Annotated in this window: 24 protein-coding genes and 2 pseudogenes; 14 read left to right on the top strand and 12 right to left on the bottom strand. The window is 72.0% G+C overall.

The annotated features are described in order from the left end of the window. Positions 1 to 186 precede the first annotated feature (186 nt). From AN218_RS24085 to phzG, 3 genes and pseudogenes are all read right to left on the bottom strand, one after another. On the bottom strand, positions 187 to 1,866 hold the full coding sequence (locus AN218_RS24085; RefSeq protein ID WP_244900648.1) for an AIPR family protein: 1,680 nt from the start codon (positions 1,864 to 1,866) through the stop codon (positions 187 to 189). Positions 1,867 to 2,676: 810 nt separating this feature from the next. Continuing rightward, positions 2,677 to 3,192, bottom strand: a pseudogene (locus AN218_RS24080) (AAA family ATPase); the annotation flags it as partial. A 118-nt stretch (positions 3,193 to 3,310) separates the two neighbouring features. After that, a complete protein-coding gene (phzG, locus tag AN218_RS24075; protein WP_070019054.1) occupies positions 3,311 to 3,952 on the bottom strand; it encodes a phenazine biosynthesis FMN-dependent oxidase PhzG in 642 nt (213 codons plus the stop codon). A gap of 216 nt (positions 3,953 to 4,168) precedes the next feature. Here phzG and AN218_RS24070 point away from each other — a divergent pair, with 216 nt between their 5' ends. Then, positions 4,169 to 4,780, top strand: a complete 612-nt coding sequence (locus AN218_RS24070; protein ID WP_070019010.1) for a nucleoside deaminase — start codon at positions 4,169 to 4,171, stop codon at positions 4,778 to 4,780. 108 nt (positions 4,781 to 4,888) lie between these two features. On the opposite strand, the gene AN218_RS34810 is transcribed toward AN218_RS24070, so the two are convergent. Continuing rightward, complete coding sequence (locus AN218_RS34810; RefSeq protein WP_244900646.1) at positions 4,889 to 6,169, bottom strand: methyltransferase domain-containing protein; 1,281 nt, start codon at positions 6,167 to 6,169, stop codon at positions 4,889 to 4,891. A 262-nt stretch (positions 6,170 to 6,431) separates the two neighbouring features. Here AN218_RS34810 and AN218_RS24060 point away from each other — a divergent pair, with 262 nt between their 5' ends. Beyond that, a complete protein-coding gene (locus AN218_RS24060) occupies positions 6,432 to 7,256 on the top strand; it encodes an ABC transporter ATP-binding protein (RefSeq protein WP_420856006.1) in 825 nt (274 codons plus the stop codon). A 90-nt stretch (positions 7,257 to 7,346) separates the two neighbouring features. Here the strand turns inward: AN218_RS24060 and AN218_RS24055 are convergent, their stop codons facing one another. Beyond that, positions 7,347 to 8,126: a class I SAM-dependent methyltransferase gene (locus tag AN218_RS24055; protein WP_070019008.1), complete on the bottom strand. Its 780-nt coding sequence runs from the start codon at positions 8,124 to 8,126 to the stop codon at positions 7,347 to 7,349. A gap of 588 nt (positions 8,127 to 8,714) precedes the next feature. On the opposite strand from AN218_RS24055, the gene AN218_RS24050 reads away from it, so the two are divergent. The 5 genes from AN218_RS24050 to AN218_RS24030 all read left to right on the top strand — a co-directional run bounded on the left by AN218_RS24050 (position 8,715) and on the right by AN218_RS24030 (position 12,312). Then, positions 8,715 to 9,755, top strand: a complete 1,041-nt coding sequence (locus tag AN218_RS24050) for a sporulation protein (protein WP_070019006.1) — start codon at positions 8,715 to 8,717, stop codon at positions 9,753 to 9,755. Positions 9,756 to 9,961: 206 nt separating this feature from the next. Continuing rightward, positions 9,962 to 10,417, top strand: a complete 456-nt coding sequence (locus AN218_RS24045) for a tellurite resistance TerB family protein (protein ID WP_070019005.1) — start codon at positions 9,962 to 9,964, stop codon at positions 10,415 to 10,417. Between the two features lie 88 nt (positions 10,418 to 10,505). Next, on the top strand, positions 10,506 to 10,766 hold the full coding sequence (tatA, locus tag AN218_RS24040; RefSeq protein ID WP_070019004.1) for a Sec-independent protein translocase subunit TatA: 261 nt from the start codon (positions 10,506 to 10,508) through the stop codon (positions 10,764 to 10,766). A 127-nt stretch (positions 10,767 to 10,893) separates the two neighbouring features. Continuing rightward, positions 10,894 to 11,298 (top strand): BlaI/MecI/CopY family transcriptional regulator, encoded by a 405-nt coding sequence (locus AN218_RS24035; protein ID WP_070019003.1) that lies wholly within the window; start codon positions 10,894 to 10,896, stop codon positions 11,296 to 11,298. Positions 11,299 to 11,304: 6 nt separating this feature from the next. Continuing rightward, a complete protein-coding gene (locus AN218_RS24030) occupies positions 11,305 to 12,312 on the top strand; it encodes a M56 family metallopeptidase (protein WP_070019001.1) in 1,008 nt (335 codons plus the stop codon). 63 nt (positions 12,313 to 12,375) lie between these two features. Here the strand turns inward: AN218_RS24030 and AN218_RS24025 are convergent, their stop codons facing one another. The 3 genes from AN218_RS24025 to AN218_RS24015 form a co-directional block, all read right to left on the bottom strand. Continuing rightward, positions 12,376 to 14,946, bottom strand: coding sequence for an ATP-binding cassette domain-containing protein (locus AN218_RS24025; protein ID WP_107421553.1), 2,571 nt, complete (start codon positions 14,944 to 14,946; stop codon positions 12,376 to 12,378). 202 nt (positions 14,947 to 15,148) lie between these two features. Further along, positions 15,149 to 15,565, bottom strand: a complete 417-nt coding sequence (locus AN218_RS24020) for a VOC family protein (protein ID WP_070019049.1) — start codon at positions 15,563 to 15,565, stop codon at positions 15,149 to 15,151. A gap of 5 nt (positions 15,566 to 15,570) precedes the next feature. Beyond that, entirely contained in the window at positions 15,571 to 15,996 is a 426-nt protein-coding gene (locus AN218_RS24015; protein ID WP_070018999.1) for a helix-turn-helix transcriptional regulator, read from the bottom strand. Between the two features lie 61 nt (positions 15,997 to 16,057). Between AN218_RS24015 and AN218_RS24010 the strand changes: the two genes are divergently transcribed. Then, entirely contained in the window at positions 16,058 to 16,606 is a 549-nt protein-coding gene (locus AN218_RS24010) for a GNAT family N-acetyltransferase (RefSeq protein ID WP_070018997.1), read from the top strand. Between the two features lie 69 nt (positions 16,607 to 16,675). Here the strand turns inward: AN218_RS24010 and AN218_RS24005 are convergent, their stop codons facing one another. Continuing rightward, positions 16,676 to 17,998, bottom strand: a complete 1,323-nt coding sequence (locus AN218_RS24005; RefSeq protein WP_079132519.1) for a saccharopine dehydrogenase family protein — start codon at positions 17,996 to 17,998, stop codon at positions 16,676 to 16,678. A gap of 49 nt (positions 17,999 to 18,047) precedes the next feature. Next, entirely contained in the window at positions 18,048 to 18,800 is a 753-nt protein-coding gene (locus AN218_RS24000; protein WP_244900644.1) for an IclR family transcriptional regulator domain-containing protein, read from the bottom strand. 238 nt (positions 18,801 to 19,038) lie between these two features. On the opposite strand from AN218_RS24000, the pseudogene AN218_RS38930 reads away from it, so the two are divergent. The 3 genes and pseudogenes from AN218_RS38930 to AN218_RS23990 form a co-directional block, all read left to right on the top strand. Continuing rightward, positions 19,039 to 20,163, top strand: a pseudogene (locus AN218_RS38930) (sugar phosphate isomerase/epimerase family protein); the annotation flags it as partial. 742 nt (positions 20,164 to 20,905) lie between these two features. Then, positions 20,906 to 21,451 carry a VOC family protein gene (locus AN218_RS38925; protein ID WP_338059639.1) on the top strand — a complete coding sequence of 182 codons (546 nt, stop codon included), beginning with the start codon at positions 20,906 to 20,908 and terminating at the stop codon, positions 21,449 to 21,451. A 62-nt stretch (positions 21,452 to 21,513) separates the two neighbouring features. Next, entirely contained in the window at positions 21,514 to 22,710 is a 1,197-nt protein-coding gene (locus tag AN218_RS23990) for an aminotransferase class V-fold PLP-dependent enzyme (RefSeq protein WP_079132517.1), read from the top strand. 72 nt (positions 22,711 to 22,782) lie between these two features. Here AN218_RS23990 and AN218_RS23985 read toward each other — a convergent pair whose 3' ends face one another. Then, positions 22,783 to 23,517 (bottom strand): DUF4097 family beta strand repeat-containing protein, encoded by a 735-nt coding sequence (locus tag AN218_RS23985; RefSeq protein ID WP_070018993.1) that lies wholly within the window; start codon positions 23,515 to 23,517, stop codon positions 22,783 to 22,785. On the opposite strand from AN218_RS23985, the gene AN218_RS36190 reads away from it, so the two are divergent. The 3 genes from AN218_RS36190 (at position 23,506) to AN218_RS23975 (ending at position 26,196) form a co-directional block, all read left to right on the top strand. Beyond that, a complete protein-coding gene (locus tag AN218_RS36190; RefSeq protein WP_141747685.1) occupies positions 23,506 to 23,685 on the top strand; it encodes a hypothetical protein in 180 nt (59 codons plus the stop codon). The two genes, AN218_RS23985 and AN218_RS36190, sit on opposite strands and share 12 nt — an antisense overlap. 333 nt (positions 23,686 to 24,018) lie before the next feature. After that, on the top strand, positions 24,019 to 24,867 hold the full coding sequence (locus AN218_RS23980; protein WP_070018991.1) for a class I SAM-dependent methyltransferase: 849 nt from the start codon (positions 24,019 to 24,021) through the stop codon (positions 24,865 to 24,867). A 93-nt stretch (positions 24,868 to 24,960) separates the two neighbouring features. Next, positions 24,961 to 26,196 (top strand): MerR family transcriptional regulator, encoded by a 1,236-nt coding sequence (locus AN218_RS23975; protein WP_079132516.1) that lies wholly within the window; start codon positions 24,961 to 24,963, stop codon positions 26,194 to 26,196. 43 nt (positions 26,197 to 26,239) lie between these two features. On the opposite strand, the gene AN218_RS23970 is transcribed toward AN218_RS23975, so the two are convergent. Further along, positions 26,240 to 26,662 carry an ankyrin repeat domain-containing protein gene (locus tag AN218_RS23970; RefSeq protein WP_070019043.1) on the bottom strand — a complete coding sequence of 141 codons (423 nt, stop codon included), beginning with the start codon at positions 26,660 to 26,662 and terminating at the stop codon, positions 26,240 to 26,242. Positions 26,663 to 26,831: the final 169 nt, after the last annotated feature.

Here is a 26,831-nt window from a genome sequence, read left to right as displayed (position 1 = left end):
GCCTTGCTAACTTTTGCAAGCGCCCTGCTTGCAAGTGTGTTCACCGTCTCCTGTGGCAAGGCGCGCTACCTCGTCAGTTTCTGGTTGGTCGGCGCACTCTGCGCGGGTTGGCTGGCTAGGCCTGCGCGCGTTCTTGATCAGGGGCCTGGCGTCACCCAGGCGAGTCTGACACCGCAGCCATCCACGTCACTCGGCTCGGACTCTCTGAACAAGGTCTCGGCACTTGGTGCGGTTCTTGAAGAGGCTCGTCAGGTAACTGCCCGGGTGTACCTCTTCCACGCTCGAAGTGAGGGCTTCCAAGGCTCGCTTGGCGAGAGACGGGACTCGCTTCAGTTCAAGGGTCCAGTCGAACTCGGCGTCATCGATCCGCTGGAGGTCGAGTTCCCTGAAGACCAGATGGAGAACGAGCCGGTTCCCTTGAAGGCAAATGGATCGCGCGCGGCCCTCGAGTTGACGCTTCAGTTCCTCGAGGGTGGAGTCCACCTCCCGCATCACCTCTACACAGCGCCAGACACGGTAGGGTCCGACGCCAGGATTGAAGAGTGTCCGGTAAGGGGGTTTTTCTGTCGACTCCCAGAGGCCGCCCACCCGGCTCTTCGCCAACACAGCCAGGCTCGGCTCGCGGTTTGCGCACGCCAGAGCCACGGTCGCATCCACCACCGTGCAGCCGTGCTCGGGGCTGGGAGTCTTCTCGCCGCGCTTGATCGAGTATGTCTTCTTGAGTGAAAGCGCCAGCTCCGTTCGCAGGCGGTCCTGCTCGGGGTCCAGCGCGACGAAGTCGCGGGTTTCGACTGTGTTCTGTGTGTTCGTCGCTCTGGTCACGTCCGTTGCGAAACCCTCGGGACAGCCCTCCAGGTTGATGAAGCGCACCCACACCAGAGCTTCGTCCAAGCCGTTCTCACCCTTGTGTGCAGCTTGGTTGATACTCGCGACGGTTTGGGCTCCGTTGACGATACTCACTCCCGTGAGGGCGAAATCACCGAACGTTCGGGTTGCCGCACCTCTTGGGGTCTTCTTGACGCTCTCGCAGAGGGCGGTGACGCCGTTGTTGAAATACCAGAAGTGCTGTGGATCTTTGAGGAGGGTCTGCGCCACTGACTCGTTGACGCCAGTGTTGCCGAGAGCTTTGCGGATGTTCTGAGAGAAAAGGCGGTCTCCGAAGCGGTCGTACCATCCAGCGATGTCCGCAGCGGATACAACACCGTAGTACGCTTCGTAGGGTTCGCTAACGGTGCCCCAATTTCCTAACTGAGCGTTGAAATCGATGCGTGAACCGCCGAGCCCCTCAGAGATAAACGAATGGAAGTCGTTCAGGCCCAAGACCTCCATCGAGACAACGTCTTGAGTCTCGTTCATTTCCTCAAGGAGGTCCTCGAACACAGCCGACGAGGGGCCAGCCAGTTCGGTGACCCCAGTGGTGGCAACCACCAGTATGAACGTTACGTCGATGTCGTCGAGCGCTGCTGTGATCTTCTCTTCGTGAGCTCGTAGGCGCGAATTGAAGCGATCGAACTTGGTGTCCAGCAGATCTTTGAAACCCGCTGCGAAATTGCGTGAATCTCCGAGGCCCAAGCTGCCGTCGCCGGACCCGTCCCACTTGGATTGAACGACGATCACCTTACGTTGCTGAGAGTCGATCGCGATCGCGTCGATTCCGTTGTCGCCAGTGCCATCGACAACCGCTGCGGCGGCTTCCCTTGCGGACAGTTCAGTGAACCGTTGTACCGTGAGGGCGGCCAAGGCGCGGCTGAGAAACGCCTTTTCCCGGACAGAGGCCGGAGCTTTCTCGTAGTCGCTTAAGTCGATGTGTTCTTCGAAACCCGTGTGCAGCGCGTCCTTGATGTGCCTGACCCACAGCTTCTTCATGCCGCCCCCAGTGCCCGTAGGCATACTCACGACCCAGGGGGTCACCGTAGCGATGACACAGGATCACAGGGAAGAGGCCCTCCGTAGTCGCGGAGGGCGACTGTCGTCGTGATTCAACGGGTATCCCGGCACTGCCGCAGCCAGGAAATGATCTCCAACAGCGCAGGAATCGAGCTTCGAGCAGGTCTCGTTGGGCGTGGTCAGCGCATTTCGTCGGTCGCCCTGCGCCTGGCGTCCCTTTCGGGATTCGACGGGTACTGGACGTACATCCGCCAGCCAGCAATCGTCTGGCGGTAGCAGAAGGAAGCGCGGTATGTGCGTACGCTCCCTACCTGAGGCTGCGAAGCCGTTCGTGCGCATGAAACAAGCGAGCCCGAAGATCCACGGCTGCGAGCTCGATCAGCGCCGGATGGCCAACTGGCATCCCTCGTCACGTAGCCCGGCGGCAGTTGTGGCTTGCCGGAACCTCTGCGAACGGCCCCTCAACCGCCTCCGGCGCTGGCCCGGGCCACCTGCAGTCGTCGTTGACGGCGGCCCGTCCTGGAGAGAAGGAGGGGTGGCCCGGGCCGGCGCTCGTACCGCATCAGCTCGTCAACTGCTCAGTTCCTGCCCGGTTTCGACGGTTTCGCGGGGGCGGAGCCGACCGCGTTGCAATGGGGGACGCTGCCGGGGGTCCGCAGTTCGTGGGGTGGTTCTTGAAGACGCCGCTGCGGATGAGGCTCACCTTGGGGAGCTGCCGCTTGGCGGAGTCGTCGGCCTTGCCCTGCTGACGTTCGGGGGCGCCGGTCGGGCGGGCGGGGTTCGGGTCGCGACGGCGTCCGCGATCTGGCGGGCGGCCTGGGCGGGTGTGAGGTGCGTGGTGTCGACGACCTCGGCCTCGGCGTGCAGCCAGGTGCGGGCCGCTTCCGCGTAAGGCTCGAGGTACTTCAGGCGGAACGGGGAGTCCGGGCCGGTGACGGTGTCGCCCGCGATGCGTGCGCGGAGGGTGTGCTGGTCGGCGTGGAGGACGAAGTGCCGTACGGGGACGCCGTGTCGGGCCAGGCCCGTGCTGATCTCCCGCCAGTACCGCTCGACCAGGACGGTCATGGGCATCACCAGGGTGCCGCCGGTGTAGTCGAGTACGCGGCGGGCCGTCTCGACGACGAGGGGCCGCCACGGCGGCCAGTGCTGGAAGTTGTCCGTCCCGGGCAGCCCCGGTGTGATGTCCATGAGCGTTTCGCCGACCTTCTCGGCGTCGAACACCCGTGAATCCGGGAGCAGTTGCTGCACGAGGGCGCCGGTCGTCGTCTTGCCCGCGCCGTGGGTGCCGTTGAGCCAGACGATCACGGCACCCGCCCCCGGACCTGCCCGGCGGCTTCGGCGGTGTCAACGGCCCATGTGTGCGGCGGGTGTTGGGTACGCGGCGTCGTCGGCCCCGTATGCGCCGTACGCGCCGTGCAGGCGCTCATGGCTGGAGACGCCGAGCGGTCCAGCCGGCGGCGTCCGTACGGTCGTAACGCAGGCGCCGGTGCAGACGGTCCGGGCTGCCGTGCCAGAACTCCACGCTCTCCGGCAGCAGTCGGTAGCCCGTCCAGTCCTCGGGGCGCGGGATGCCGTCCGGGTGCTCCCGCAGGGTGCCCGCCGCTTCCCGCAGCGCGGCCTCGTCCCGCAGGGGCCGGCCCTGCCGGGAGGCGGCGGAGGCGGCACGGGCCGCGGGTGGACGCGCGGCGAAGAGGCGGTCCGAGTCCTCCGGGGCGAGGGGCTCGGCGGGGCCGGCGACGGTGAGCTGCTGCAGCGTCTCCCGCCAGTAGAACGTCATCGACGCCCAGGCGCGGGCGGCCAGTTCGGCGCCCTTGCGGCTGCTGCGGGAGCCGGCGAAGACCAGGCCGCGCCCGTCGAACTCCTTGACCAGCAGCACCCGGGTCGAGGGACGCCCGTCGGCGTCGGCGGTGGCCAGGACCGCGGCGTACGGCTCACGGACGCCGCGCCGGGCCGCGCCGTCCAGCCACTCCCCGAGCAGGGCCAGGGGGTCGGCCGGGGGAGCATCGAACTCGGGCAGCACCAGCGAGGCGTCGCCGCTCAGCGTCTCGGGCCCCTGCACCGTCATCCGTTCTCCGTCCGCCTCGGCCGCCTCGGTCACCGGATCCCTACGGGTCGACCGTACGCCCCGCCGCGCACCCCGAGCGCCTCGGCCGCTCCGCTCGCGGGTTACCGTCTGCTGTCCGGTGGCCACGTCGTGACGTGTCTTCGCGGTGCCGCGCCGGCCACGGGCCACGTCCGTAACCGTTCGCCCGATTCACCGACTTGACCGGAGACACCCCCCATGGACACCTCCTCTCTCGCGACCTCCTTCGGCGCCCGGCTGCCCGACTGGGTGGCGGACGAACTCGCCGACGTGCCCGGCACGTTGGCCACCGACGAGGACCGGGCACGGCTTGCCAACCGGCTCGCCCGGCGCAACCACCGCGAGGACACCGGCGGTCCGTTCGCCGCGCTCGTCGTCGAGAGCAAGACCGGTGCCGTCGTCTCCGCCGGGGTGAACCTCGTCCTGTCCTCCGGGCTGTCCTCGACGCACGCCGAGGTCGTCGCGCTCTCGCTCGCCCAGACCCGTCTGAACGCGTGGGACCTCGGCGCACCGGACGGACCGGACCTCGAACTGGTCGTCAACTGGCGTCCCTGCGTGATGTGTTACGGCGCGGCGATGTGGTCCGGAGTACGGCGGCTGCTCATCGCCGGGGACGGGCCCGAGGTCGAGGACCTCGCCGGGTTCGACGAGGGGCCGATGCGCGAGGACTGGGTCGAGCAGTTCGCCGACCGCGGCATCGAGGTGGTCCGCGACGTCCTCCGCGAGGAGGCGGTCGAGGTGTTCAGGGAGTACGGGGCGCGGGACGACGCCGTCGTCTACAACGCCCGCGGCGCCTCCGCCCGTGACTGACGTCCGGTCCCGACAGGCCGCCGCCCGCGGCCGGTTCGCCTTCCCGGGCACGTACGGCGCATCGGACGCGTACGTGCTCGGACGCGTACGTTCTCGGCGTGTACGGCCTCAGATGCGTACGGCGCGGGCGAGGAAGTGCTCGTCCGCGTCCTCGTAGCAGTCCAGCCGCCAGCCGCCGGCCTCCAGCACGGGCCACAGATTCGGTTCGCCCAGCGGGTCGTCCGGGCTCAGCGGACGGCCGTGGCGTGCGGCGCGTTCGGCGCGGCCGGAGGGGTGGAAGAGGAGCAGGATGCCGCCCGGCCCGGTGACCCGCGCCCATTCGCGTACGGCGGCGGCCGGGTCGGGCAGATGGTCGAGCAGCCCGGCGCTGAAGATCCCGTCCACGGCGCCTTCCGGGAGCGGCAGTTGTGAGCAGTCGGCGACCAGCAGCCCGGCCTGGCGCTCGCGGCCCTCGCGGACGGCCGCCTTCAGCATGGCCGTGGTGACGTCCATGCCCAGGACGGTCCCGTCGTCCCCGACCTGGGCGCGCAGCGCGGGCAGCGCGCGCCCGGAGCCGCAGCCCAGGTCCAGGACGGTCTGTCCGCGGCGCAGATCCATGCGTGCGACGGCCTCCGCGTACCGCGGGCCGTCGGCGGCGAACCGTGCTTCCCAGGCGTCGGCCCTGGGGGTGAAGAAGGCGCGGGCGGCGGTGCGTTCGGACCGTTCGGCGACCAGCGCCGCGAACCGCGCCAGCACCCGGTCCCGGTGCGGTGCGAGCGCGGCCAGTTCCTCGGGCGCGGCCCGCCGCAGTCCGGGCGCGGCGGCGGCCTCGTGCGGGAACGCCGTCGCGAACGCGTCCACGGCGGTCTCGTCGACCTCCAGATGGAACTGAAGTCCCCACGCGGCGCCGCCCGTTCGGAACGCCTGCACCGGATACCGCTCGCACGAGGCCAGCGGCACCGCACCGTCGGGTATGTCCATGGCGTCGCCGTGCCAGTGCAGCACCCGCAGCCGTTCCCGCGTACCCGCGAACAGCGGGTCACGGGCGGCCTCGGGGCTCAACCGCACCTCGCCCCAGCCGACTTGGAGTCCCGTACCGGGGCGGGCCGCGCCGCCCGCCGCCACGGCGAGGAGCTGCGCACCGAGGCAGACGCCGAGCACCGGTACCTCGGCCTCCAACGCCCGGCGGAGCAGGGCCAGTTCGGCGCGGCGGGAGGGGAAGCCGGCGTCGCTGTGCGCCGACTGCGGCCCGCCCATCACCACCAGCGCCTCGGTGCCGGACAGGCTCTCCGGCACCGGGTCCCCGGCCCACACCCGGCACAGCCGCATCCGCAGCCCGGCGGCCGCCAGCGCCTCTCCGAGCACGTACGGACCTTCGTCCCGCGCGTGCTGCACGACCAGTACACCCACAGCTTCACTCCCGTCCGCAGATGCCTGCCAGATTACGGCGAACGCTGGTATCTGCGAGGTGATACGAGGTCGCCTTACCGCATGCGCAGTCGGTACGTCCGGTCTGCGGCCCATGGGACGACGGGCGGCCCGGGACGGTGCGGCGCCGGGTGTCCGGGTGCTGAACGGCGTTTGCGCCGCCGTGCGCCCGAGCGGTACGAAGCGGTACGGACGTCCGGAGCGGCGCGTCCGGACAGCGGGAACGAGATCGTCGGGAGTGCGTGTGGAGACGTCCACGTCGGCTGCGGAGCGGCAGCCGGACCGCGGGGTGGTCGTGCTGGAGGACGTCGGCGTCCGCCGCTTCACCACCGGTCAGGTCATCCTCGACGGCATCGAATGGACGGTCGGCTCCGGCGAGCACTGGGCGCTGCTGGGGCCGAACGGCGCGGGCAAGACGACGCTGCTGCGCCTCCTCGGCGCGATGATGCACCCCACGAGCGGCACCGTCGCCGTGCTCGGCCATCGCCTGGGCCGCGTCGACGTACGGGAGTTGCGCGCGCACATCGGGCACGTCTCCACGGCGCAGCGCGTACCGGAGGACCTGCCCGCGCACACCGTCGTGCTCACCGGGGCCACCGGCACGGTCCAGCCGCTGTGGCGCAAGTACGACCGGGCGGCCCGCGAGCAAGCACACGCGCTGCTGGCCGAGTTGGGCTGCAAGGAGCTGGCCGACCGCCCGTGGCGGGTGTGTTCGGGAGGTCAGCGGGCCCGGATCCTGATCGCGCGGGCGCTGATGCCCGAGCCGTCCCTGTTGCTGCTCGACGAGCCCTTCAACGCGCTCGACCTCCCCTCCCGCGAGGATCTGATCGACGCGCTGCGGCGGCTGGCCGCCGGCCGCCCCGGGCTGACGACGATCACCGTCACCCACCATCTGGAGGAGCTGCCGCCCACGACGACGCATGCGCTGCTGCTGCGCGAAGGGCGTGTGCACGCACGGGGTACGGCCGACGAGACGCTCACCAGCGCCCTGATGACGTCCTGCTTCGGGCGTCCCGTCGCGGTGACGCGGCAGGACGGCCGCTGGGCGGCGCGCTCGGCACAGCTCTGAGGCCGGGCGAACGGACCGAACCGCCGGACACCGACGCTCAATGAAGCCGTGCGCGCTCAACGCCCGTACGCGCTCAACACCCGTACACGTTCAGGGAGTTGCGCGGACGAGCACGAGCGACCCGTCGAAGGCGGACTGCCGTCGGAGGCGGCCGTGGCGTTCGTCCCAGAGCCCGCTGTCGAGCGCGTGGCGCAGCCGGTCGGTGTACTGCTCCCGTACGGACGGCTCGACGAAGCTCCACGCCGAGCACGCCTGACGGGCCGCGGGGTCGAGGAGGCGCTCGGGGCGCGCGTAGTACGCCTCGTTGAAGCCGTCGGTGCAGTCGGCCGGTACGGGCACGGACTCCACCGTGGCGTGGCCTCCGAGGATTCCGGTGATCCGGTCGATCGAGGGGTAGCGCCGTGCCTCGGTGTCCAGGACGAGCGGGGCGTACTCGTACAGCCAGAAGTCGCGTACGCGCGCGGGGTCGCAGGTGAGCAGGACCACCGGCCCGCGGGTCACGCGCCGCATCTCGGTCAGCCCCGCTTCGAGGTCGCTCCACTGGTGCACGCTGAAGGTGCTCATCGCGGCGTCGAACGCGCCGTCGCCGAAGGGGAGTTGCTCCGCGGCGGCGTCGATCGCCGGGGGCAGTGCGGCCGGTCGCTGCTCCCGCATGGACCGTGAGGGCTCCACGGCGGTCGTCTCGAACGCGGTGGACTCGTACGAGCCCGCGCCCGCCCCGACGTTGACCACGGTCCGGGCGTCTCCGAGCGCGCGGTGGAGGGCCTGTGCGATTCGGGGGTCCGGGCGGCGGTAGGTGCTGTAGCCGGTACCGATGGCGCCGTAGTCCGCGTCGCCGGCGCTGCCGTCTGTGCTCTGCTGTTCGCTCACGTCAGGAAACTACGGCGCGGGCGGCGTGCGTTGCCACGGCGATACGAAACCCCCGGTGCCGTCAGCACCGGGGGCGGAGGCCGCGGCGGCCATCCGCATCCGGATCGCCGATACCGGCCCAGTGGGTAGCCGTCCCGAGACCGGCGGGCCGAGGACCTCGCTGAGCGAGGGTAGCCGGGCGCGGCATGAATTTCTACAGCACTGTAGAGAACGTCCGGAGGTGTCGCGCGGTGTCCCGGCTCGCACCCGGCGCGCCCCGCCTGCGTCCCCGCCTGCCTCGCCGTCCGCGTTCCGCGCCTGCGCGGGCGCCGCCGCTTCCCTGCGCCGTGACCGTCGTCCGGCGGGTGCCGGCGCCCGCCGGCGTTTCCTCCCGTGGGGCACGGTGCATGATAGTGCCGAAACCTACACCGCTGTAGAAACAACCGGTGATCACGGCGTCGTCCCTGCGCTGACGGGCCCCGACACCCGGACGTGTGCGCGCACTTGGCGGCACACGCCCGTACCGCCCGTCGCGGCGGGGCGCCGCCCGCGTCCCGGCACCGCAGGCGGTCCGCGATCACACCGAGGAACGAAGGAGTGCACACCACGATGGTGTTCAGGAAGCTGCTCGGGGCGTTCGGGGCCGGCGGCCCCTCGGTGGACACGGTCCTGGCCGACGGGCCCGTGCCGCCCGGCGGCGCCGTCACCGGCGAGGTACGGATCGAAGGCGGCTCGTCGGACGCGGAGATCGAGCAGATCGTCCTCGAACTCGTCGCCCGGGTCGAGGCGGAGGGCCACGACGAGGAGCGCGAGGGGACCGTGGTCTTCGAGCGGACGACGGTGGGCGGCGGCTTCCGGCTCTCCGAGGGGGAGTCGAGGAGCGTGCCCTTCTCCCTCGTACTGCCGTGGGAGACGCCCGTCACCGAACTGCACGGCCAGCCGCTGGGGATCGTGCTGGGCGTACGGACCGAACTGCGCATCGCCGGCGCCCGCGACAAGGGCGACCTCGATCCGCTCCGGGTGTGCCCGCTGCCCGTACAGGAAGCCGTGCTGGAGGCGCTCGGGCAGCTCGGCTACGGATTCCGCTCCGCGGACCTGGAACTCGGGCAGATCCGGGGGACGGGACAGGAGTTGCCCTTCTACCAGGAGATCGAACTCACCCCGCCCGCGCAGTACGCCCATGCCCTCAACGAGGTCGAACTGACCTTCCTCGCCTCGCCGTCGGGGGTGGAGGTCGTCCTGGAGGGCGACAAGCGCGGCGGGCTCTTCTCCGGCGGACACGACGTCGTCGAGCGGCACTTCGTGAACGACTCGGACATCGCGGGTGCCGACTGGAACGGCACGGTCGACGGCTGGGTGCGGCAGCTCGTGGAGCGCCACGGGGCCCATGGCGCCCCGGCGTACGCGGACCCGTACCACGGCGGTCACGGGTACGACGGGCACGGACACGACGGCCACGGGCACGGTGGGCACGGTGGTCATCACGGCTCCTCCGGGCCGGGCATGGGGACCGCGATCGCCGCGGGCGCGGCGGGAGTCGCCGTGGGGGTGGCCGGCGGGCTGGTCGCCGCCGAGGTCGTGGACGAGATCGGCGACGCCTTCGAGGACGAGGACGGGGACGGGGACGACGGGGAGGGCGGCGACGACTGACGGGAACCCGGCCGGAATTCGGCCGGGATACGGCCGGGGTTCGGCCGGGACTCTGGCCGGGATCCGATGCGGTCCCGCCGGTGATCCCCGTCGGCGGACGGACGTCACCTGGTAGCTTCTACAGAGTTGTAGAAGCAACCCGTACCGCCCGGGGCCGCGCCCAGCGCCCCGGGCTCCCGCCGCACCTCACCTCATCTGGAGACGCCATGGCCCTGTGGGACCGCATCAAGGAATCCGCCCAGACGATGCAGACTCAACTGGAGGCGAAGAAGAACGACTTGAAGAGCGGCGCCTTCCGCGACGCGAGCATGGCGATGTGCGCCCTGGTGGCGGCGGCCGACGGAACGGTCGACCCGTCGGAGCGCCAGCGCGTCGCCCAGCTCATCACCACCAACGACGTCCTCGCCAACTTCCCCGCGGACGACCTCCGCCAGCGCTTCGACCAGTACCTCGACAAGCTCGTCGCGGACTTCGACTTCGGGAAGGTCTCCGTACTCCAGGAGATCGCGAAGGTGCAGAAGAAGCCCGAGGAGGCCAGGGCCGTCGTACGGATCGGCATCGTCATCGGCGGCGCCGACGGGCAGTTCGACGCCGACGAGCGCGGCGTGGTCCGCGAGGCCTGCCACTCGCTGGGGCTGGCCCCGTCGGAGTTCGACCTCTGAGCAGTCCCGTCCGAGAGCGTCCCGTCCGGCAGCGTCCCGTACGGGCGAACGACCCGTCCGGGACGGAGAGAAGGGGAGACCGTACGCCGTGTTCGGTATCAGTGAAGCCGCCGTCCTCATCATCGTGGCCGTCCTCGTCTTCGGAGCGAAGAAGCTGCCCGAACTGGCCCGTTCCGCAGGCAAGTCACTGCGGATCCTCAAGAGCGAGGCGAAGGCCCTGAAGTCCGAGGGCCGGGCGGAGGGGGCGGATTCGCCGTCCGCCGCGCGGTATTCCGTACGGCCCGCGCCGGGGGAGCGGCCGGCAGCGGCGGGCGAGGAGGACCCGGGCGGCGCGCCGCGCGGCTCCTGATCCCGTACGAGGACGATCCCGTACGGGGACGGGGCCGTGCCGCATGACGTTCGCGGGCTGCGGCCCCCGGCGCGGTCGCTACCATGGCGGCTTCGCGGATCCGCCGGTACGGCCGAGGAGGTGTCAGGTGGGCCAGCAACGACGGGCGTCCTCCGGTTCCCGGCGGCAGCGCCGAGGCCAGGGCGTACTGGAGGCACAGGTCCTCACCGTGCTGCATTCCGCCCCGGGCCCGGTGAGCGCCGCGTGGGTGCAGGAGCGGCTCGACGGGACGCTCGCCTACACCACGGTCGTCACGATCCTCTCCCGGCTGCTCGCCAAGGGGGCGGTCACGCGGGAGCGCGCGGGACGCTCCTTCGAGTGGCAGCCGGCCTGCGACGCGGCGGGGCTCGCGGCCCTGCGCATGCAGCGGGTACTGGACGGCGAGGCCGACCGTGAAGCCGTGCTGGCCAGCTTCGTCACGGCCCTCTCCGCCGACGACGAGCGGCTGCTGCGGGATCTGCTGACCCAGGCCGAAGAGGAGCCGGAGGGCTAGAGCGCGATGGGCGTCTTCGTCTTCCTGCCGCTGGTGCTGCCGTTATCGGCGTGGCCCATCGCCCGGCTCGCCGAGCACCGTCTCCACCCGCGCACCGCGACCCTGCTGCTGACCGCGGTGGGCGCCATCTTCGCCGTGTGCAGCACCCTGTGCCTGGCGCTGATCATGGTCGTCGGTACGGCGCAGCTTCCCGGCAACCCCCTCCCCGACGGCTGGTCGGACCCGGAGGTGCGCGATGCCGTTCCGTACGACGAGGTGGCGGGCAAGGCGGCGATCCCCGCCCTGATGAGCGTCGGGCTGTTGTGCGCCCGTACCGTCTGGCGACACCGCCGTATCCGGCTCCGTATCCAGCAGGCGCTGGCGGGGCTGCCGCCCTCACCGGTCGCGGTGCTGCCCGACGAGGAGTCGTACGCGTACGCGCTGCCCGGCGGAAGCGGACGAGGCAGCGGCAACGGCAGCGGCAACGGTAGGGGCAGGGGCAGCGGAAAGGGCGGGGCCAAGGGGGACGGCCGTGGCCGCGTCGTCGTCTCCACCGCGCTGCTGGAGTGTCTCGACTCCCGTGAGCGCGAAGCCCTGTTGGCCCACGAGCGCAGCCATCTCGCCGCCCGCCACCACCGCTTTCTGCTCGCCGCGCGGCTGGCCGCCCAGGCCAACCCCTTTCTGCGGCCGCTGCGGACGGCCATCGTCTTCGGCACCGAACGGTGGGCGGACGAGGAGGCGGCACAGGCCGTCGGCGACCGCCGCCTGGTCGCGCGGACGGTCGGAAAGGCGGCGCTCGTCTCGCACCGCACGCCCGCCCCGACCTTCGCGGGCCTGGCCGCGCCCGGTCCCGTACCGCGCCGGGTCAAGGCGCTGCTGGAGCCTCCGCCGGAGGTACGCATCTGGCCGCCCGCGTACACCGCGGTGGGCCTGGCCCTGTGGATCGCCGCCGCCGGGACCGCCGCCTCCGCGCTGTCCTCGGCCAACGCGGCCGTCGCGCTGCTGACGATCCTGCACGCCGCGACCCCGCTCTGAGCGGCGGGGCGCCGTCGCTCCGTACCGTCCACCGCCCCCGCACGCCGGGCGGCGCCGCCGGGGTCAGGCCCCGACGTACTCCGCGAGATGTTCGCCCGTGAGCGTCGAGCGGTCGGCGACGAGGTCGGCGGGCGTGCCCTCGAAGACGATCCGGCCGCCGTCGTGGCCCGCGCCCGGACCGAGGTCGATGATCCAGTCCGCGTGCGCCATGACCGCCTGGTGGTGCTCGATGACGACGACCGACTTGCCCGCGTCGACCAGCCGGTCCAGCAGACCGAGAAGCTGCTCGACGTCCGCGAGATGCAGCCCGGTCGTCGGCTCGTCGAGGATGTACACGCCGCCCTTCTCGGCCATCTGCGCGGCCAGCTTGAGCCGTTGACGCTCGCCGCCGGAGAGCGTGGTGAGCGGCTGCCCGAGGCGGAGGTAGCCGAGTCCGACGTCGGCGAGCCGGTTCAGTACACGGTGCGCGGCGGGCGTACGGGCCTCGCCGGAGCCGAAGAACTCCTCGGCCTGCGCCACCGACATCGCCAGCACCTCGCTGATGTCCCGCCCGCCGAGGCGGTATTCGAGCACCGACGACTGGAACCGCTTCCCGTCGCACTCCTCGCAGGTCGTGGCGACGCCCGCCATCATCGCCAGGTCCGTGTAGACGACGCCGGCGCCGTTGCAGTTCGGGCACGCGCCCTCGGAGTTGGCGCTGAAGAGCCCCGGCTTCACGCCGTTGGCCTTGGCGAACGCTTTGCGGATCGGGTCGAGCACACCGGAGTACGTGGCGGGGTTGCTCCGGCGCGAGCCGCGAATCGGGCTCTGGTCGATCGCCACCACGCCCGCGTCGGCCGCCTCCCGCTGCCGGCACAGCGACCCGTGGACGAGCGAGCTCTTGCCGGAACCCGCGACGCCGGTGATGACGCACAGCACACCGAGCGGTACGTCCACATCGACGTTCCGGAGGTTGTGGGCGTCCGCGCCGCGCACCTTCAGCGCACCGTCCGGCTCACGCACGCTCTCCTTGAGGGCGGCCCGGTCGTCGAGATGGCGTCCGGTACGGGTGCCGCTGGTGCGCAGCCCCTCGACGGTGCCCTCGAAGCAGACCGTGCCGCCGGCCGTACCGGCGCCGGGGCCGAGGTCCACGACATGGTCGGCGATCGCGATCGTCTCCGGCTTGTGCTCCACGACGAGCACCGTGTTGCCCTTGCCCCGCAGGCGCAGCAGCAGGTCGTTCATGCGCCGGATGTCGTGCGGGTGCAGCCCGGCGGTCGGCTCGTCGAAGACGTACGTGGTGTCGGTCAGCGAGGAGCCGAGGTGGCGGATCATCTTCACGCGCTGCGCCTCGCCGCCCGACAGCGTGCCCGAGGGGCGGTCGAGCGAGAGATAGCCGAGCCCGATCTCGACGAACGACTCCAGGGTGCCGAGCAGCGAGGTGAGCAGCGGGGCAACGGACGCGTACGCGGTGCCGGACGCAGCGGATGCGCCGGACGTACCGGCCGTGCCGGCCGAACTGCCTTTGCCCCCGGTGCCGTTCGCGCCGTTCCCGTCCTTCGTGCCCTTCCGTCCGCCCGCGGAGCCGTCCCGGAGGCCGCGTACCCACTCGGCGAGGTCGGTGATCTGCATCGCGCACGCGTCGGCGATGTTCGTGCCCTCGATCTTCGACGACCGTGCCGCCTCGCTCAGCCGGGTGCCGTCGCAGTCGGGACAGGTGGTGAAGGTGACGGCACGGTCCACGAACGCCCGGATGTGCGGCTGCAGCGCCTCCTTGTCCTTCGACAGGAACGACTTCTGGATCTTGGGGATCAGACCCTCGTAGGTGAGGTTCACGCCCTCGACCTTCACCTTGGTCGGCTCCCGGTGGAGGAAGTCCTCCATCTCCCGCTTCGTGAACTCGCGGATCGGCTTGTCCGGGTCGAGGAAGCCCGACTCGGCGTACACCCGTACCGTCCACCAACTGTCCGACTTCCAGCCGGGGATGGTGAAGGCGCCCTCGGAGAGCGACTTGGAGTCGTCGTAGAGCTGGGTGAGGTCGATGTCGGAGACCGCGCCGCGGCCCTCGCAGCGCGGACACATGCCGCCGGTCCGCGAGTAGGTGGCCTTGACCGCCTTCTTCGCGCCGCGCTCCACGGTGATCGCCCCGCTCGCACGGACCGAGGGGACGTTGAAGGCGAACGCGCCCGGCGACCCGATGTGCGGCTGCCCGACGCGGCTGAAGAGGATGCGCAGCATCGCGTTGGCGTCGGTGGCGGTGCCGACCGTGGAACGCGGATCGGCGCCCATGCGCTGCTGGTCGACGATGATCGCGGTCGTCAGCCCTTCGAGGACGTCGACCTCGGGACGGGCCAGCGTCGGCATGAAGCCCTGCACGAAGGCGCTGTACGTCTCGTTGATCAGCCGCTGCGACTCGGCGGCGATCGTGTTGAAGACGAGGGAGGTCTTGCCCGAACCGGAGACACCGGTGAAGACCGTCAGTCGGCGCTTCGGGATCTCGATGCTGACGTCCCGCAGGTTGTTGACGCGCGCGCCGTGCACGCGGATCAGGTCGTGGGTGTCGGCGACGTGCGCCTGCCGCGGTTCCTGTGGTTCCTGGCGGTCCTGCTGTTCCTGCTGTGTCGGCTGGGTGCCGGTCCTCGTGGACATGCGCATCGGGTCTCTGTTTCGGGCGGCGGGGTTTTGGGCGGCGGGGTCTCGGGCGGGCCGGTGCCGGGCTGCCGGACTGCCGGGATGTCTGCGGAGGGAACGTCGCGTGCCCTGGGGGCCTTCGGACGCATTGGGCGCTTCGTCCGGGAATCTCAGTTCGAGTGAAGCGTAACGTCGGCGTCCGCCGGACCACAGGCCCGCGCAGATCTCACGTTCCCCGCGGCTGGTTGAAGCGCAGCATGTTCCCGGCGGGGTCGCGGAAAGCGCAGTCGCGGACGCCGTAGGGCTGGTCGACCGGCTCCTGCACGACCTCGCCGCCGGCCGCGCTGATGCGCTCGAAGGTCGCGTCGCAGTCGTCCGTACGGAAGATGACGCCGCGCAGCATGCCCTTGGCCAGCAGCTCCGCCATGGCCTGCCGGTCGGCGGGCGAGGCGTTCGGATCCGCGAGCGGCGGTTCGAGGACGATCTCCACGTCGGGCTGGGACGGGGCGCCGAGGGTCACCCAGCGCATCCCCTCGAAGCCGACGTCGTTGCGCACCTCCAGCCCGAGTACGTCCCGGTAGAAGGCGAGCGCCTTGTCGTGGTCGTCGACGGCGATGAAGCAGGAAGAGAGTCTGATGTCCATGCGCCTCACGCTACGGGCGCACCGCCCCGTCCGGCTTCTCCGTTCCTGACCGGTCGGGTGCGCAGCTTGGCGACACAGGCCGGGATCGCGGCGCCCTCGTCGTGCCGGCGGGCCCGGTAGGCGCTCGGGTTCTCGCCGACCAACTCGGTGAACCGCGAACTGAACGATCCCAGCGAGGTGCAGCCCACCGCGAAGCAGACCTCCGTCACGCTCAGATCGCCGCGCCGCAGCAGGGCCTTGGCACGCTCGATGCGGCGCGTCATCAGGTAGCTGTACGGCGTCTCCCCGTACGCGGCGCGGAAGCTGCGCGAGAAGTGGCCCGGCGACATCAGCGCGAAGCGCGCGAGCGCCGGGACGTCCAGTGGCTCCGCGTAGTCGCGGTCCATCAGGTCGCGGGCCCGGCGCAGCCGGACGAGGTCCTCCAGCGTCACGTGTCCACCATCGCACGGCGGCGGGTACGGGCGACCCCGTGCGGCCTGGTTCGATAGAGGCATGAGCGGTACGCGGCGGGCGGCGGGCACGCCCGGTGTCATAGCGGCCCTGACGGCCGAGCACGCCGGCGAGGTGCTGGAGATCTACCAGGCCGGGATCGACGAGGGGAACGCCACCTTCGAGACGGCGGCGCCCGCATGGGAGCAGTTCGACGCGGCGAAGCTGCCGGACCACCGGTTCGTCGCCCTGGGGACGGACGACGGGCGGGCCGGTGCCGGCGGGCGTCCGCGCGTGCTCGGGTGGATCACCGCGGCCCGGGTCTCGCCCCGTCCCGTCTACGCGGGCGTGGTCGAACTGTCGGTGTTCGTACGGCCCGACGCACGCGGACGCGGAGTGGCCCGCGCCCTGCTGGACGCGCTGATCGCCTCCACCGAGGCCGCCGGGATCTGGACGCTCCGGGCCGGGATCTTCCCCGAGAACGAGGCCAGCATCGCGCTCCATCTCCGCGCCGGATTCCGCATCGTGGGCACGAGCGAACGGCTGGGTCGCCACCACGGGGTCTGGCGCGACGTGCGGTTGCTGGAGCGGCGCAGCACCGTCGTCGCCTGAGGCCCGCGCACACCTACTCCGCCGGCCGATCCTGCCGTGCGCGTTGCGCCGGCTCCCGGCGTACGCGCCTCAGTAGGCGCGCACGGCCAGCGTCATGCCCGCCGCGCGCAGCCGCCTGACCAGCGCGTCACCGAGCCCGGTGGCCGGGGTGAGGACGCCGCCGCCGTACTCCGGCAGCGCGTACCGGTCCCGTACGAGCGCGAGGGCGGACTCGCCGAGCATCACGGCGGTCGCGGCGTAACCCGGGTCGCCCTGTGCGCGGAAGCGGGCGGTGTAGCGGGTGCCGTCGGTGGTCACCGCGAAGGTGTCGAAGGTGAAGTGGCCCTTCTCGCGGGTCCGTTCGTCCGGTCCGTCGCCCGGGTCGGGCAGTACGCGGTTCAGCAGCGGACGGACGGGACGCAGCGCCAGCCCCGTCACCAGGGCGCCCAGCACCCCGGCCGTACCGACCGCGACCAGCGGCGAGAGCGACGGCGGTCCGACGCGCATGGCCTCGCGGTAGCGGAAGCGTGCCCCGTACGCGTGCCCGCGCAGCGCCGAACTGCGGCGCACCACACGGGTGTTGAACGGTGCCATGGCGAACGGCGCGAGGACTCCGCGCAGCGGAAGGTCCGCCGTGGCGGCGCGCGTGAGCAACAGGTCGCTCTGGCGGCCGAGTTCGGGCTCGGCGGCACGGTCGGGGCTGAGCGAGTACGGATCCGCGACGAGCCGGCGGGCCTCCCGGTCGCGCTTCATATGGTCGATCTGACGGCGCAGCGAGTCGACCGTGCCGCCGCTGACGCCGCCGCGCACGGCGGTGAGGACCGAGGTGGTGTCGGTCAACTCGCCGCTGCCGTCGGCCCGTACGCGCTCATGGAGCAGATGGACGTTGAGGTCGGAGGGGATCGAGTCGAAGCCGCAGGCGTGCACGATGCGGGCGCCCGTCGCGGCGGCGGTGGCGTGGTGCGCGTCGATGCTCTCGCGTACGAACAGCGCCTCGCCGCACAGATCGACGTAGTCGGTGCCGGCCTGCGCGCAGACCTCGACGAGCGTGCGCCCGTACTCCGCGTAGGGGCCGACCGTGGTGACCACCACCCGGGCCGACTCGGCCAGCTCCCGCAGCGCGGAGCGGTCGGCGGCGTCGGCGGTGAACAGGGGCCAGTCGCGGGCGCGTTCGCCCAGGCTCTCCCGTACGGCTTCGAGCTTCGTCCGGCTCCGTCCGGCGAGGGCGACCCGGGTGCCCTCGGGTGCGGAACGGGCGAGACGGCGGGCGACGAGGCCGCCGACGAAGCCGGTGGCGCCGTAGACGGCGATGTCGCTCCGGCGTGCGCCCGCGCCCGCGCCCGCGTCGGCGTCGGCGTCGGCGTCGGGGGCCGGGCCGGGCGTGGTGCCGGGGCCGGTTCCGGTGTCCGTCATGCGTCGGTCCTTCCGTGGTCGCGTGCGCTTTCGTGGTCGCGTGCGGCGGTCAGCGGGCGACGGAGCCCACCAGGTCCGCCTCGATGAGCCGTACGGTGCGCAGGATCATCGGGACGTAGTCGCGCTCGACGAGTTCGGGTGTCGTACGCCCCGTGTGGACCGAGACGTTGGCGGCCGCCACCACCCTGCCGGAGCGGTCGCGCACGGGTGCCGCGGCGCCGCGCAGCCCCTCCTCCAGCTCGGAGTCGACCAGCGACCAGCCCTGCTCGCGTACCTTGTCGATCTCCTGACGCAGGGCACGCGGGCTGCCCACGGTGCGGTCCGTCCTGCGCTTGAGCCGCAGCCGCGCGAAGCGCTCGTCCAGCGCCTCGTCGGACAGCCCGGCCAGCAGGACGCGGCCCATCGACGTCGTGTACGCGTCGAAGCGGGTGCCGATGCCGATCTTGACGGCCATCAGCCGGGCGCTCTGCACCAGGGCGACGTAGACGATCTCCTCCCCGTCCAGCACGGCGAGCGCGGCCGTCTCGTTCAGCTCGCGGGCGAGAGTCTCCAGATGCGGCTGCGCGAGTTCGGGCAGCGACATGCTGGAGAGGTACGCGTACCCCAACTCCAGGGTGCGTGGCGTGAGTTCGAAGACGCGTCCGTCGTGGGCGACATAGCCGAGGTCGGCGAGGGTGAGCAGCAGCCGGCGCGCCGTCGCCCGGTCGAGCCCGGTCGCGCGGGCGACCTCGGTGAGCGTCTGCGATCTGCGGTCCGCGGTGAAGGAGCGCATCACCGACAGGGCCCGCGCGACGGACTGCACGAAGTGCGGACCGTATTCTTCGCGCCCTCCGGCCGCCGCCGCTTCCGGCACAGATGCCCTGCCTCTCCGTACGTCTCCGCCGCGTACGTCTCTGCTTCCGTGCGTCGCTTCCCGTGCGTCGCTTTCCGTGCGTCGCTTTCCGTGCGTCTCCGTCTGTCCGTGCTCGCCGTACGTCTCTGTACGCCGCCGTACGTCCTCGCGTCCGTACGGGGCCGGTGCCGCCGGCCCCGCTGTGCGCATGTCGCACACCGTACCTCCGGGCGCGGAGGCGTCCGATGGGTGGGGCGATGCGGGTCGAACCGCTGCCGCCCGCACGGCGATTGACGGTCGCGGGCGGCTGCTCGTACCGTGCGCTCTGTGCATTGCTGTGCGCCATACGAACATCGCGCGCACTGCGTACGGGCAGGCCGTATGGACGGGCGGTACGGATGAGCCGGCCCAACGGGCTGGCGTGCAGGGCGCGTACGAGCTGTATACGAGGCGCGTACGGGACGCGTACGAGGTGCGTACGGCGGGAGTACGAGACGCATACGAGGCACGGAACGACTGCCGGCGAGGAAGACATCGACGGGTCGAAGGAGCAGCACACATGAACCAGCCGCAGCACTCCCCGCCCTCTCCGCCCTCCCCGCGTCCGCGCGCCCGCAGGGGCGTGGCGACCGTCTGCCTCTCCGGGCTGCTGGAGGACAAGCTGCGCGCGGCGGCCGCGGCGGGCTTCGACGGAGTCGAGATCTTCGAGAACGACCTCGTCGTCTCGGCGATGTCCCCCGAGAGCGTCCGCGGGCTGTGTGCGGACCTCGGTCTGACCGTCGATCTCTACCAGCCCTTCCGCGACTTCGAGGCCGTACCGGACACGCTGCATACCGCCAACCTCCGGCGCGCGGAGCGGAAGTTCGACCTGATGGAGCGGCTGGGCGCCGGCACGGTGCTGGTGTGCTCCACGCTCTCGCCGCACGCCGTCGACGACGACGGCCTCGCGGCACGGCAGCTCCGCGCTCTGGCCGACAGGGCGGCGGCCCGCGGTATGCGTGTTGCATACGAGGCGCTCGCCTGGGGGCGGTTCGTCAGCGACTGGGAGCACTCCTGGCAGATCGTCCGCCGGGCCGACCACCCCGCACTCGGCTTGTGCCTGGACAGCTTCCATGTGCTCTCGCGCGATCCGGCCCCCGCGGGCCTGGAGACCGTCGACGCCGCGAAGCTGTTCTTCCTCCAACTCGCCGACGCGCCGCGCCTCGACATGGACGTCCTCCAGTGGAGCCGGCACCACCGGCTCTTCCCCGGCCAGGGGGCGTTCGACCTGCCGGGGTTCCTCGCGCAGGTGCTCGCCGCGGGGTACGACGGCCCGCTGTCGCTGGAGGTCTTCAACGACGTCTTCCGCCAGACCGACCCGGGACCGGCGGCGGTCGACGCGATGCGTTCGCTCGTCGCGCTCGAAGAGGCCGTCGGGGAGGGCGAATTCACGGAGGGGCCGGGGCGGCGACGTCCGCAGATCGCTCTCACCGTCCCGCCGCCCGCGCCCGAACTGTTCGGCCACGCCTTCGTCGAACTCGCCGTGGACGGTACGTCCGCGCCCCGCGTCACGTCCGCGCTCTCCGCGCTCGGCTTCGTCCACACCGGGCGCCACCGCTCCAAGCCGGTGGACCTGTGGCAGCAGGGCGGCAGCGACGTCGTCCTCAACCGGGACGGCGGCGGGGACGGGCACGGTGGCAGGGACGAGAACGGGGACAGGGACGGGGAGGATCCGGTCCGTACGGATTCGTCGTCGGGTGCGGCGTCCGGCGCCTCCGGCACGGCCGACGTCGTGGCCCTCGCGGTCGAGAGCAGCGATCCGGAGCAGTCCGCGCGCCGGGCCGCGGCGCTACTCGCGACGCCGCTGCCCCGCAGGCGCGGCCCCGGCGAGGCCGAACTCACCGCGGTCGCCTCGCCGGACGGCACCCAGCTCTTCTTCTGCCCGGGCGGCGGCGCGACGGGCCCGGACTGGCGCGCGGACTTCGAGCCGACGGGACCGGACGCGGGAACGGGCGCAGGGGNCGGCGGCCGGTCCCGGCTCGGGTCCGGACCCGGACCCGGATTCCGATTCCGGCGCGCTCGGCCGCATCGACCATGTGGCGCTGGCGCAGCCGAACGACCAGTTCGCCGGTTCGATGACCTTCTACCAGTCCGTACTCGACCTGCGCGAGCGCCACTTCGCCGAGTACGCCGCGCCGTTCGGCCTCGTCCGCAGCCGTACGGTCGGCAACGCCGGCGGCCAGGTGCGCATCGCCATGCACGGCGCGCTGCTGCGCCGCGGCGACTGGGCGCCCACCGTGCCGGACCCGGAGCACATCGCCTTCAGCACACGGGACGTCTTCGCGGCGGCACGGCGCGCCCGTGCCCGCGGCCTGGAGATCCTGCCGATCACGGACAACTACTACGACGACCTCGACGCCCGTCTCGCGCCCGACCCCCGACTGCTCGGCGCCCTGCGGGAGTTGAACATCCTCTACGACCGCGACGAGCACGGCGAGTTCTACCACTTCTGCACCGGCATCCTCGGCTCGCGCCTCTTCTTCGAGGTGGTGCAGCGGGTGGGCGGCTACCGCGGCGACGGCGCCGTCAACGCGCCCGTACGGATGGCCGCGCACCGGCAGGCCCGGTACGGGAACGGCTGAGCCCCGGCCGCCGGCCGCGTCGCGCTCTTCCGGTCGGCCCGGTGCGGTATCAGGCTGATCCCATGCAGACGAACGAGACCCCTGCCCCTTACGGGAACGGTGGCGAGGCCGCCGCCCCGGCCCCGGCTCCCGCCACCGCCACCGCCGCCGCTACGGCCCGTCCCGGCGCCGCCGCCGGCGTCACCGAGGCGGAGGGACGCGCCCGACTGGCCCTCGCCCAGCAGGAGTTCGACCCCGAGGTGGTCTACCTCAACACCGCCTCGATGGGGCTGCCCCCGCGCCGCTCCCTCGCCGCCCTCCGCGTACACGAGGAGGAGTGGCGCCGGGGCACCGCGAGCGCCGCGGCGTACGACGCACCGCTGGCCGCCGCCCGCGAGAGCTACGCCGCGCTCGTCGGCGTCGACCCCTCCCATGTGGCCGTCGGCAGCCAGGTCAGCACCTTCGTGGGTCTGGTCGCGGCGTCGCTGCCGGAGGGGAGCGAAGTCCTCACCGCCGCCGGGGAGTTCACAAGCGTCGTCTTCCCCTTCCACGCCCAGGAGCGGCGGGGCGTACGCGTACGGGAGGTGCCCCTGGACTCCCTCGCCGAGGAGGTCGGGCCGCGTACGGCGCTGGTCGCGGTCGCCGCCGTCCAGTCCGCCGACGGACGCCTCGCCGACCTCGACGCCCTGACCGCGGCCTGCGACGCGCACGGTGCCCGCGTACTGCTGGACACGACGCAGGCGACGGGCTGGCTGCCGGTCGACGCGAGCCGCTACGCCTTCACCGTCGGCGGCGGCTACAAGTGGCTGCTGGCGCCGCGCGGTACGTGCTTCTTCACCGTACGGCCCGAGTACGCCGCGGAACTCCTCCCGCACTGGGCCGGCTGGTACGCGGGGGAGGAGCGCTGGGAGAGCCTGTACGGCGCTCCGCTGCGCCTCGCGAAGGACGCCCGGCGCTTCGACGTCTCCCCGGTGTGGCCCGCGTGGGTCGGCCAGGCGCCGGCGCTCGAACTGCTCGGCGGCATCGGCCCGTCCGTACTGCACGACCACGCCCTCGGCCTCGCGAACCGCTTCCGCGCGGCGGTCGGGCTGCCGCACGGGGACTCCGCGATCGTCAGCGCCGCCGTGGACGCGGGTACGCCGGCGGAGTTGAAGCGTGCGGGCATCGCGAGCAGCACGCGGGCGGGCCGGATGCGGCTCGCCTTCCACCTGTACAACACCGAGGCGGACGCCGACCGTACGGCCGAGGTCGTCGCGGGACGGCTGACGGGGGACGCCTGACGGGGGGAGCCGACGGGGGGCTGAGGCGACCCGGGCCCGTCGGGCCCGACGGACCCGGCCGGATCCTCCGGATCAGGACGCCTTCTTGACGGTGATGGACCCGTTGCTCGTCTCCAGGTCGAGCGTGTGCTCGCCGGACGGGTCGTTGCGCGGGCCGATCTTCTTCGAGCCGTTGCTCGTCCTGGCCGCCACCTTGTAGCTGCCGTCGGGCACGGTGACGGAGACGGCGCCGTTCGAGGTCCGCACCCGTACGTCCTGCGGTGTGCTCAGCGTCAGATCGATCGCGCCGTTGGACGTCCCGGCGCGGACGCCGTCGCCCTTCAACCCGTGCCCGTTGATGCGCCCGTTGGTCGTACGGACGTCGACGGTGCCGTCCACGTCGTCCAGATCCACCGCGCCCGAACTGGTGGAGACGTCGACCTTGCCCACGCCGGAGAGGCTGATCCCGCCCGAGGAGGTGCGGCCGCTCACCGGGACGCGGGGCGGCAGATCGACGGTGTAGGTAACCGAGCAGCCGTCGCCGCAGCCGCGGAGGGTGAGCACGCCGTCCTCGACGGCGTACGTGGACTTGCCCGGCTTGTCGCCGTCGTACTCGATGCTGCGGTGCACGGTCGTCTTCGTGACGGTCTGCTTGCTGCGGAGCCGTACGGAGCCCGAACTGCCCTCCAGGCGTACGGACTCGACCTTCTCCGACACCTTCGCGCTGTCCTCGAACGTCTCCCCGGGGACCAGCCCGCACGCCCCGAGCGTGCTCACGCCGATTCCGGCCGCCGCGACCGCGGACAGGAGGCGGATGTGCCTGCGCATGATGTTCTCCCCGTTTCGGTTTCCGTGGCGGTGGCGGTGGCGGTGACTTTGGCGGTCGGGTCGGGGTGTGTCGCGACGGTTGCGGTGGCCGTGGTCCTGGTCGTGGTCGTGGTCGGTCTGGCGGTGGGTCTGTCGGCGGCGGTGTCGGTGCTGGCGGGTGACGGCTGACAAAATTTGTGATCTGTCATCTGTCACCCGTTATCTGCTCTCCGTCATCTGTCACCCGCCAACCGTCATCGGCCGTCCGTCACCCGTCGTCCGCCCGCCGTCATCTGTCACCCGTCACTGGCTGTCCGTCACCCGCCGTCCGTCCGCCGTCACCCGTTCCCGCTCCGGCGCCCGACGAAGCTATGGCACCCACGCGTGCCCGGCGATGAGGCAAACCCCCGTCTCGTCGGCCGGGTTGCCCCCCCGTACGGACGCCCCCTGCGAAGACCCGGCGGCCTCTGCCCTCGGCAGATCACCCCACCCACGTCCCCTGCCGGGCACCAGAGTGGACGCATGAGTCTGGGTTTCAGCGGAGACGTCGCCGAGTTCTACGCGGAGTACCGGCGCGGCTATCCGCCCGAGGTGATCGAAGTCCTGCGCGAGACCTTCGCGTTGACACCCGACGACACGGCGCTCGACCTCGGCTGCGGCACCGGCCAGCTCACCCTGCCGCTCGCCGCCCGGGTCGGCCACGTCGTCGGACTCGACCCCGAGCCGGACATGCTCCGTCTCGCCCGGCGTACGGCCGAGCGGCACGGCGTCGCCAACGCGCTCTGGGTTCTGGGCGCCGACACCGACGTCCCGGCGCTCGGCGCACTGCTCGGCCCCCGGCGCCCCGCCCTCGCGGCGATCGGCCAGGCGCTGCACTGGATGCGCCACGAACAGCTCTTCGCCGGGCTGTCCGCCCTGCTCCGTACGGGCGGCGGGGTCGCCGTGGTGGCGAACGGAGCGCCCGCCTGGCAGCAGGACAGCGCATGGTCGCGCGCACTGCGCGGTGTCCTCGAAGAGCACTTCGGCACGGAGTTGAAGGACTCGTGCGGCACGGCGGCGCGGGATCGCGAACGGTACGCGGCGGCGCTCGCTGCCGCGGGCTTCACCGACGTACGCCACACCGAGATCCGTTACGCGGAGACGCTCACCTTCGACCGGCTCGTCGGCGGGGTCTGCTCCGCCGTCCCCGAGGACCTGCTCCCGGCCCCGGAGGACCGGCCCGCGTTCGCCGAGTACATCCGGCGGGCGCTCCCGCCGGCGGACACGTTCACCGAGGACGTGCGAGTCTCGGTGCTCACCGGACGGATCGCCGCCCCCGACACCGGCACCGCCCCCCGCACCGGCACCGACACGGCCGCGCCCCGCCCCTGAGCCCGTCCGCGACCGGCCCTTGACCTTGTCCTTGGGGGAAGCCACAGCATCGGGCGTGCCGGGCGGACCGTCCGGCACGAGGGAGGAGCGGCCATGGCGGAGCACGGCCACGCGGGTGCGGACAGCCGCACGGACTCGGGACGCACGGACTCGGGACGCACGGACTCGGGACGTACGTACACCGGACGCACGGACCCGGGACGGGGAGAGGGCGAAGAGACGGAGTGGGGCGGAGCCGAAACCCTGCTGACGATCGGGGCGTTCGCGAGGGCGTCCCGGCTGTCGCCGAAGGCGCTCCGCCTCTACGACGAACTCGGCCTGCTGCCCCCGGCGTTCGTCGACCCGGACACGGGCTACCGCCGCTACGCGCACCGCCAGTTGGAAGCGGCACGGCTCGTCGCCTGGCTGCGCCGGCTCGGCATGCCGCTGGCCCGTATCCGCGAGCTGAACGGGCTGGACGGCCCGGCCGCCGCGCAGGAGATCCGCGCGTACTGGGCGCGGGTCGAGGCCGACGTCGCCGCCCGCCGCGACATGGCCGCCTTCCTCGTCGACCACCTGTCACGGAAGGACACCACCATGCACCCCACCGACAGACCGCTCGCGATCCGGTACGCCGCGCTCACCGACGCCGGGCTCGTACGGGAGAGCAACCAGGACGCCGCGTACGCCGGTTCGCGGCTCCTCGCCGTCGCCGACGGTTTCGGCGGCGGCGGAGGCCCCGCCAGTACGGCGGCGATCGAGACCCTCAAGCAGCTCGAAGAGGGCGCCCTCCCGGCCGCCGATCTGCTCAACGCCCTCGACGAGACCCTCGCGCGCGCCGACCGCGCCGTCGGCGAGGCCGCGGCCTCGGCCGCCCCCGACGGCGACGAGGCCGGCACCACCCTCACCGCGATGCTGTGGACGGGATCGCAGCTCGCGCTCGTGCACATCGGCGACAGCCGCGCGTATCTGCTGCGCGACGGCGACTTCTACCAGATCACCCACGACCACACCCTCGTCCAGTCGATGGTGGACGAGGGCCGCATCAGCCGGGAGGAGGCCGCCTCGCACCCGCAGCGCGCACTGCTGATGCGGGCGCTCGGGGGCCGCCCGGACGACAGACCGGACGTACGGCTCCAGGACGTACGGGCCGGCGACCGCTATCTGCTCTGCTCGGACGGGCTGACGTCCGTCGTACCGGACGCACAGGTGCGCCGCACCGTCGCGGACACGGCCGCCCCGGAGGCGACCGTGCGCGAACTGGTCGACGCCGCACGCCTGTCGGGGGGACCGGACAACGTGAGCTGTGTCGTCGCGGACGTGGTGGAGAGCGCGGACCTCGCGTCCTAGGCGCCCCCGACCGCCGTCGGCTGCCGGGGTCCCGCCGCGCCCGCTACGCGCTCTCGCCGAACAGCTCCAGCAGCTCCTTCTTCTCGAACATGCGGGCCGTCTCCACGGCCGACGGCTGCCCGGCCCGCGGATCGGCGCCGCCGTCCAGCAGTACGCGTACGACCTCGTCCTCGCCCTTGAAGACCGCGCCCGCGATCGGCGCCTGCCCCCTGTCGTTGAGCTTGTCGGGGTCGGCGCCCCGGGCGAGGAGGGCGCGTACGGCGGCGGCGTGACCGTGGTAGGCGGCCAGCATGAGAAGGGAGTCGCCGCTGTCGTTGGTGAGGTTCACCGGCACGCCCGCGTCGACGTAGGCGGCGACCGTGTCGGTGTCGCCGTGCCTCGCCAGCCCGAAGATCTTCTGGGCGAGCTCCAGCACCTCGGGGTCGTGCGCGGGCTCGTTGCTCTCGGGCATGGGGGCGTCGGTCATCGCGTCCTCCTCGTACTGCCGCGCCGGCGGCGTCCTCGTGGTCTTCGCGGCCCGTCGGCCGGGCCGCGCGGGGAACCGGCCGCGCACCGGGTCCGGCACGGTGTCCGGCTCCCCACCTTACGTACGCCTCACCGCGTGCCCGCCCGCGCGCGGTGCATCCACCCGAGGT

Source organism: Streptomyces nanshensis, from assembly GCF_001751255.1.
GTDB lineage: Bacteria > Actinomycetota > Actinomycetes > Streptomycetales > Streptomycetaceae > Streptomyces > Streptomyces nanshensis_A.
The sequence above is the reverse complement of the archived record's forward strand: the minus strand, read 5'-3'. Positions and strand labels throughout refer to the sequence as shown.

Bases quoted from the DNA above. Each gene is read 5' to 3' on its own strand.
- AN218_RS24030 (WP_070019001.1), top strand. From the start codon at position 11,305: ATGGGCGTCTTCGTCTTCCTGCCGCTGGTGCTGCCGTTATCGGCGTGG.
- AN218_RS24010 (WP_070018997.1), top strand. From the start codon at position 16,058: ATGAGCGGTACGCGGCGGGCGGCGGGCACGCCCGGTGTCATAGCGGCC.
- AN218_RS24020 (WP_070019049.1), bottom strand. From the start codon at position 15,565: ATGGACATCAGACTCTCTTCCTGCTTCATCGCCGTCGACGACCACGAC.
- AN218_RS24085 (WP_244900648.1), bottom strand. From the start codon at position 1,866: ATGAAGAAGCTGTGGGTCAGGCACATCAAGGACGCGCTGCACACGGGT.
- AN218_RS23980 (WP_070018991.1), top strand. From the start codon at position 24,019: ATGAGTCTGGGTTTCAGCGGAGACGTCGCCGAGTTCTACGCGGAGTAC.
- AN218_RS24070 (WP_070019010.1), top strand. From the start codon at position 4,169: ATGGACACCTCCTCTCTCGCGACCTCCTTCGGCGCCCGGCTGCCCGAC.
- AN218_RS24025 (WP_107421553.1), bottom strand. From the start codon at position 14,946: ATGCGCATGTCCACGAGGACCGGCACCCAGCCGACACAGCAGGAACAG.
- AN218_RS23990 (WP_079132517.1), top strand. From the start codon at position 21,514: ATGCAGACGAACGAGACCCCTGCCCCTTACGGGAACGGTGGCGAGGCC.
- AN218_RS24005 (WP_079132519.1), bottom strand. From the start codon at position 17,998: ATGACGGACACCGGAACCGGCCCCGGCACCACGCCCGGCCCGGCCCCC.
- AN218_RS23970 (WP_070019043.1), bottom strand. From the start codon at position 26,662: ATGACCGACGCCCCCATGCCCGAGAGCAACGAGCCCGCGCACGACCCC.
- AN218_RS23985 (WP_070018993.1), bottom strand. From the start codon at position 23,517: ATGCGCAGGCACATCCGCCTCCTGTCCGCGGTCGCGGCGGCCGGAATC.
- AN218_RS24050 (WP_070019006.1), top strand. From the start codon at position 8,715: ATGGTGTTCAGGAAGCTGCTCGGGGCGTTCGGGGCCGGCGGCCCCTCG.
- AN218_RS23975 (WP_079132516.1), top strand. From the start codon at position 24,961: ATGGCGGAGCACGGCCACGCGGGTGCGGACAGCCGCACGGACTCGGGA.
- phzG (WP_070019054.1), bottom strand. From the start codon at position 3,952: ATGACGGTGCAGGGGCCCGAGACGCTGAGCGGCGACGCCTCGCTGGTG.
- AN218_RS24045 (WP_070019005.1), top strand. From the start codon at position 9,962: ATGGCCCTGTGGGACCGCATCAAGGAATCCGCCCAGACGATGCAGACT.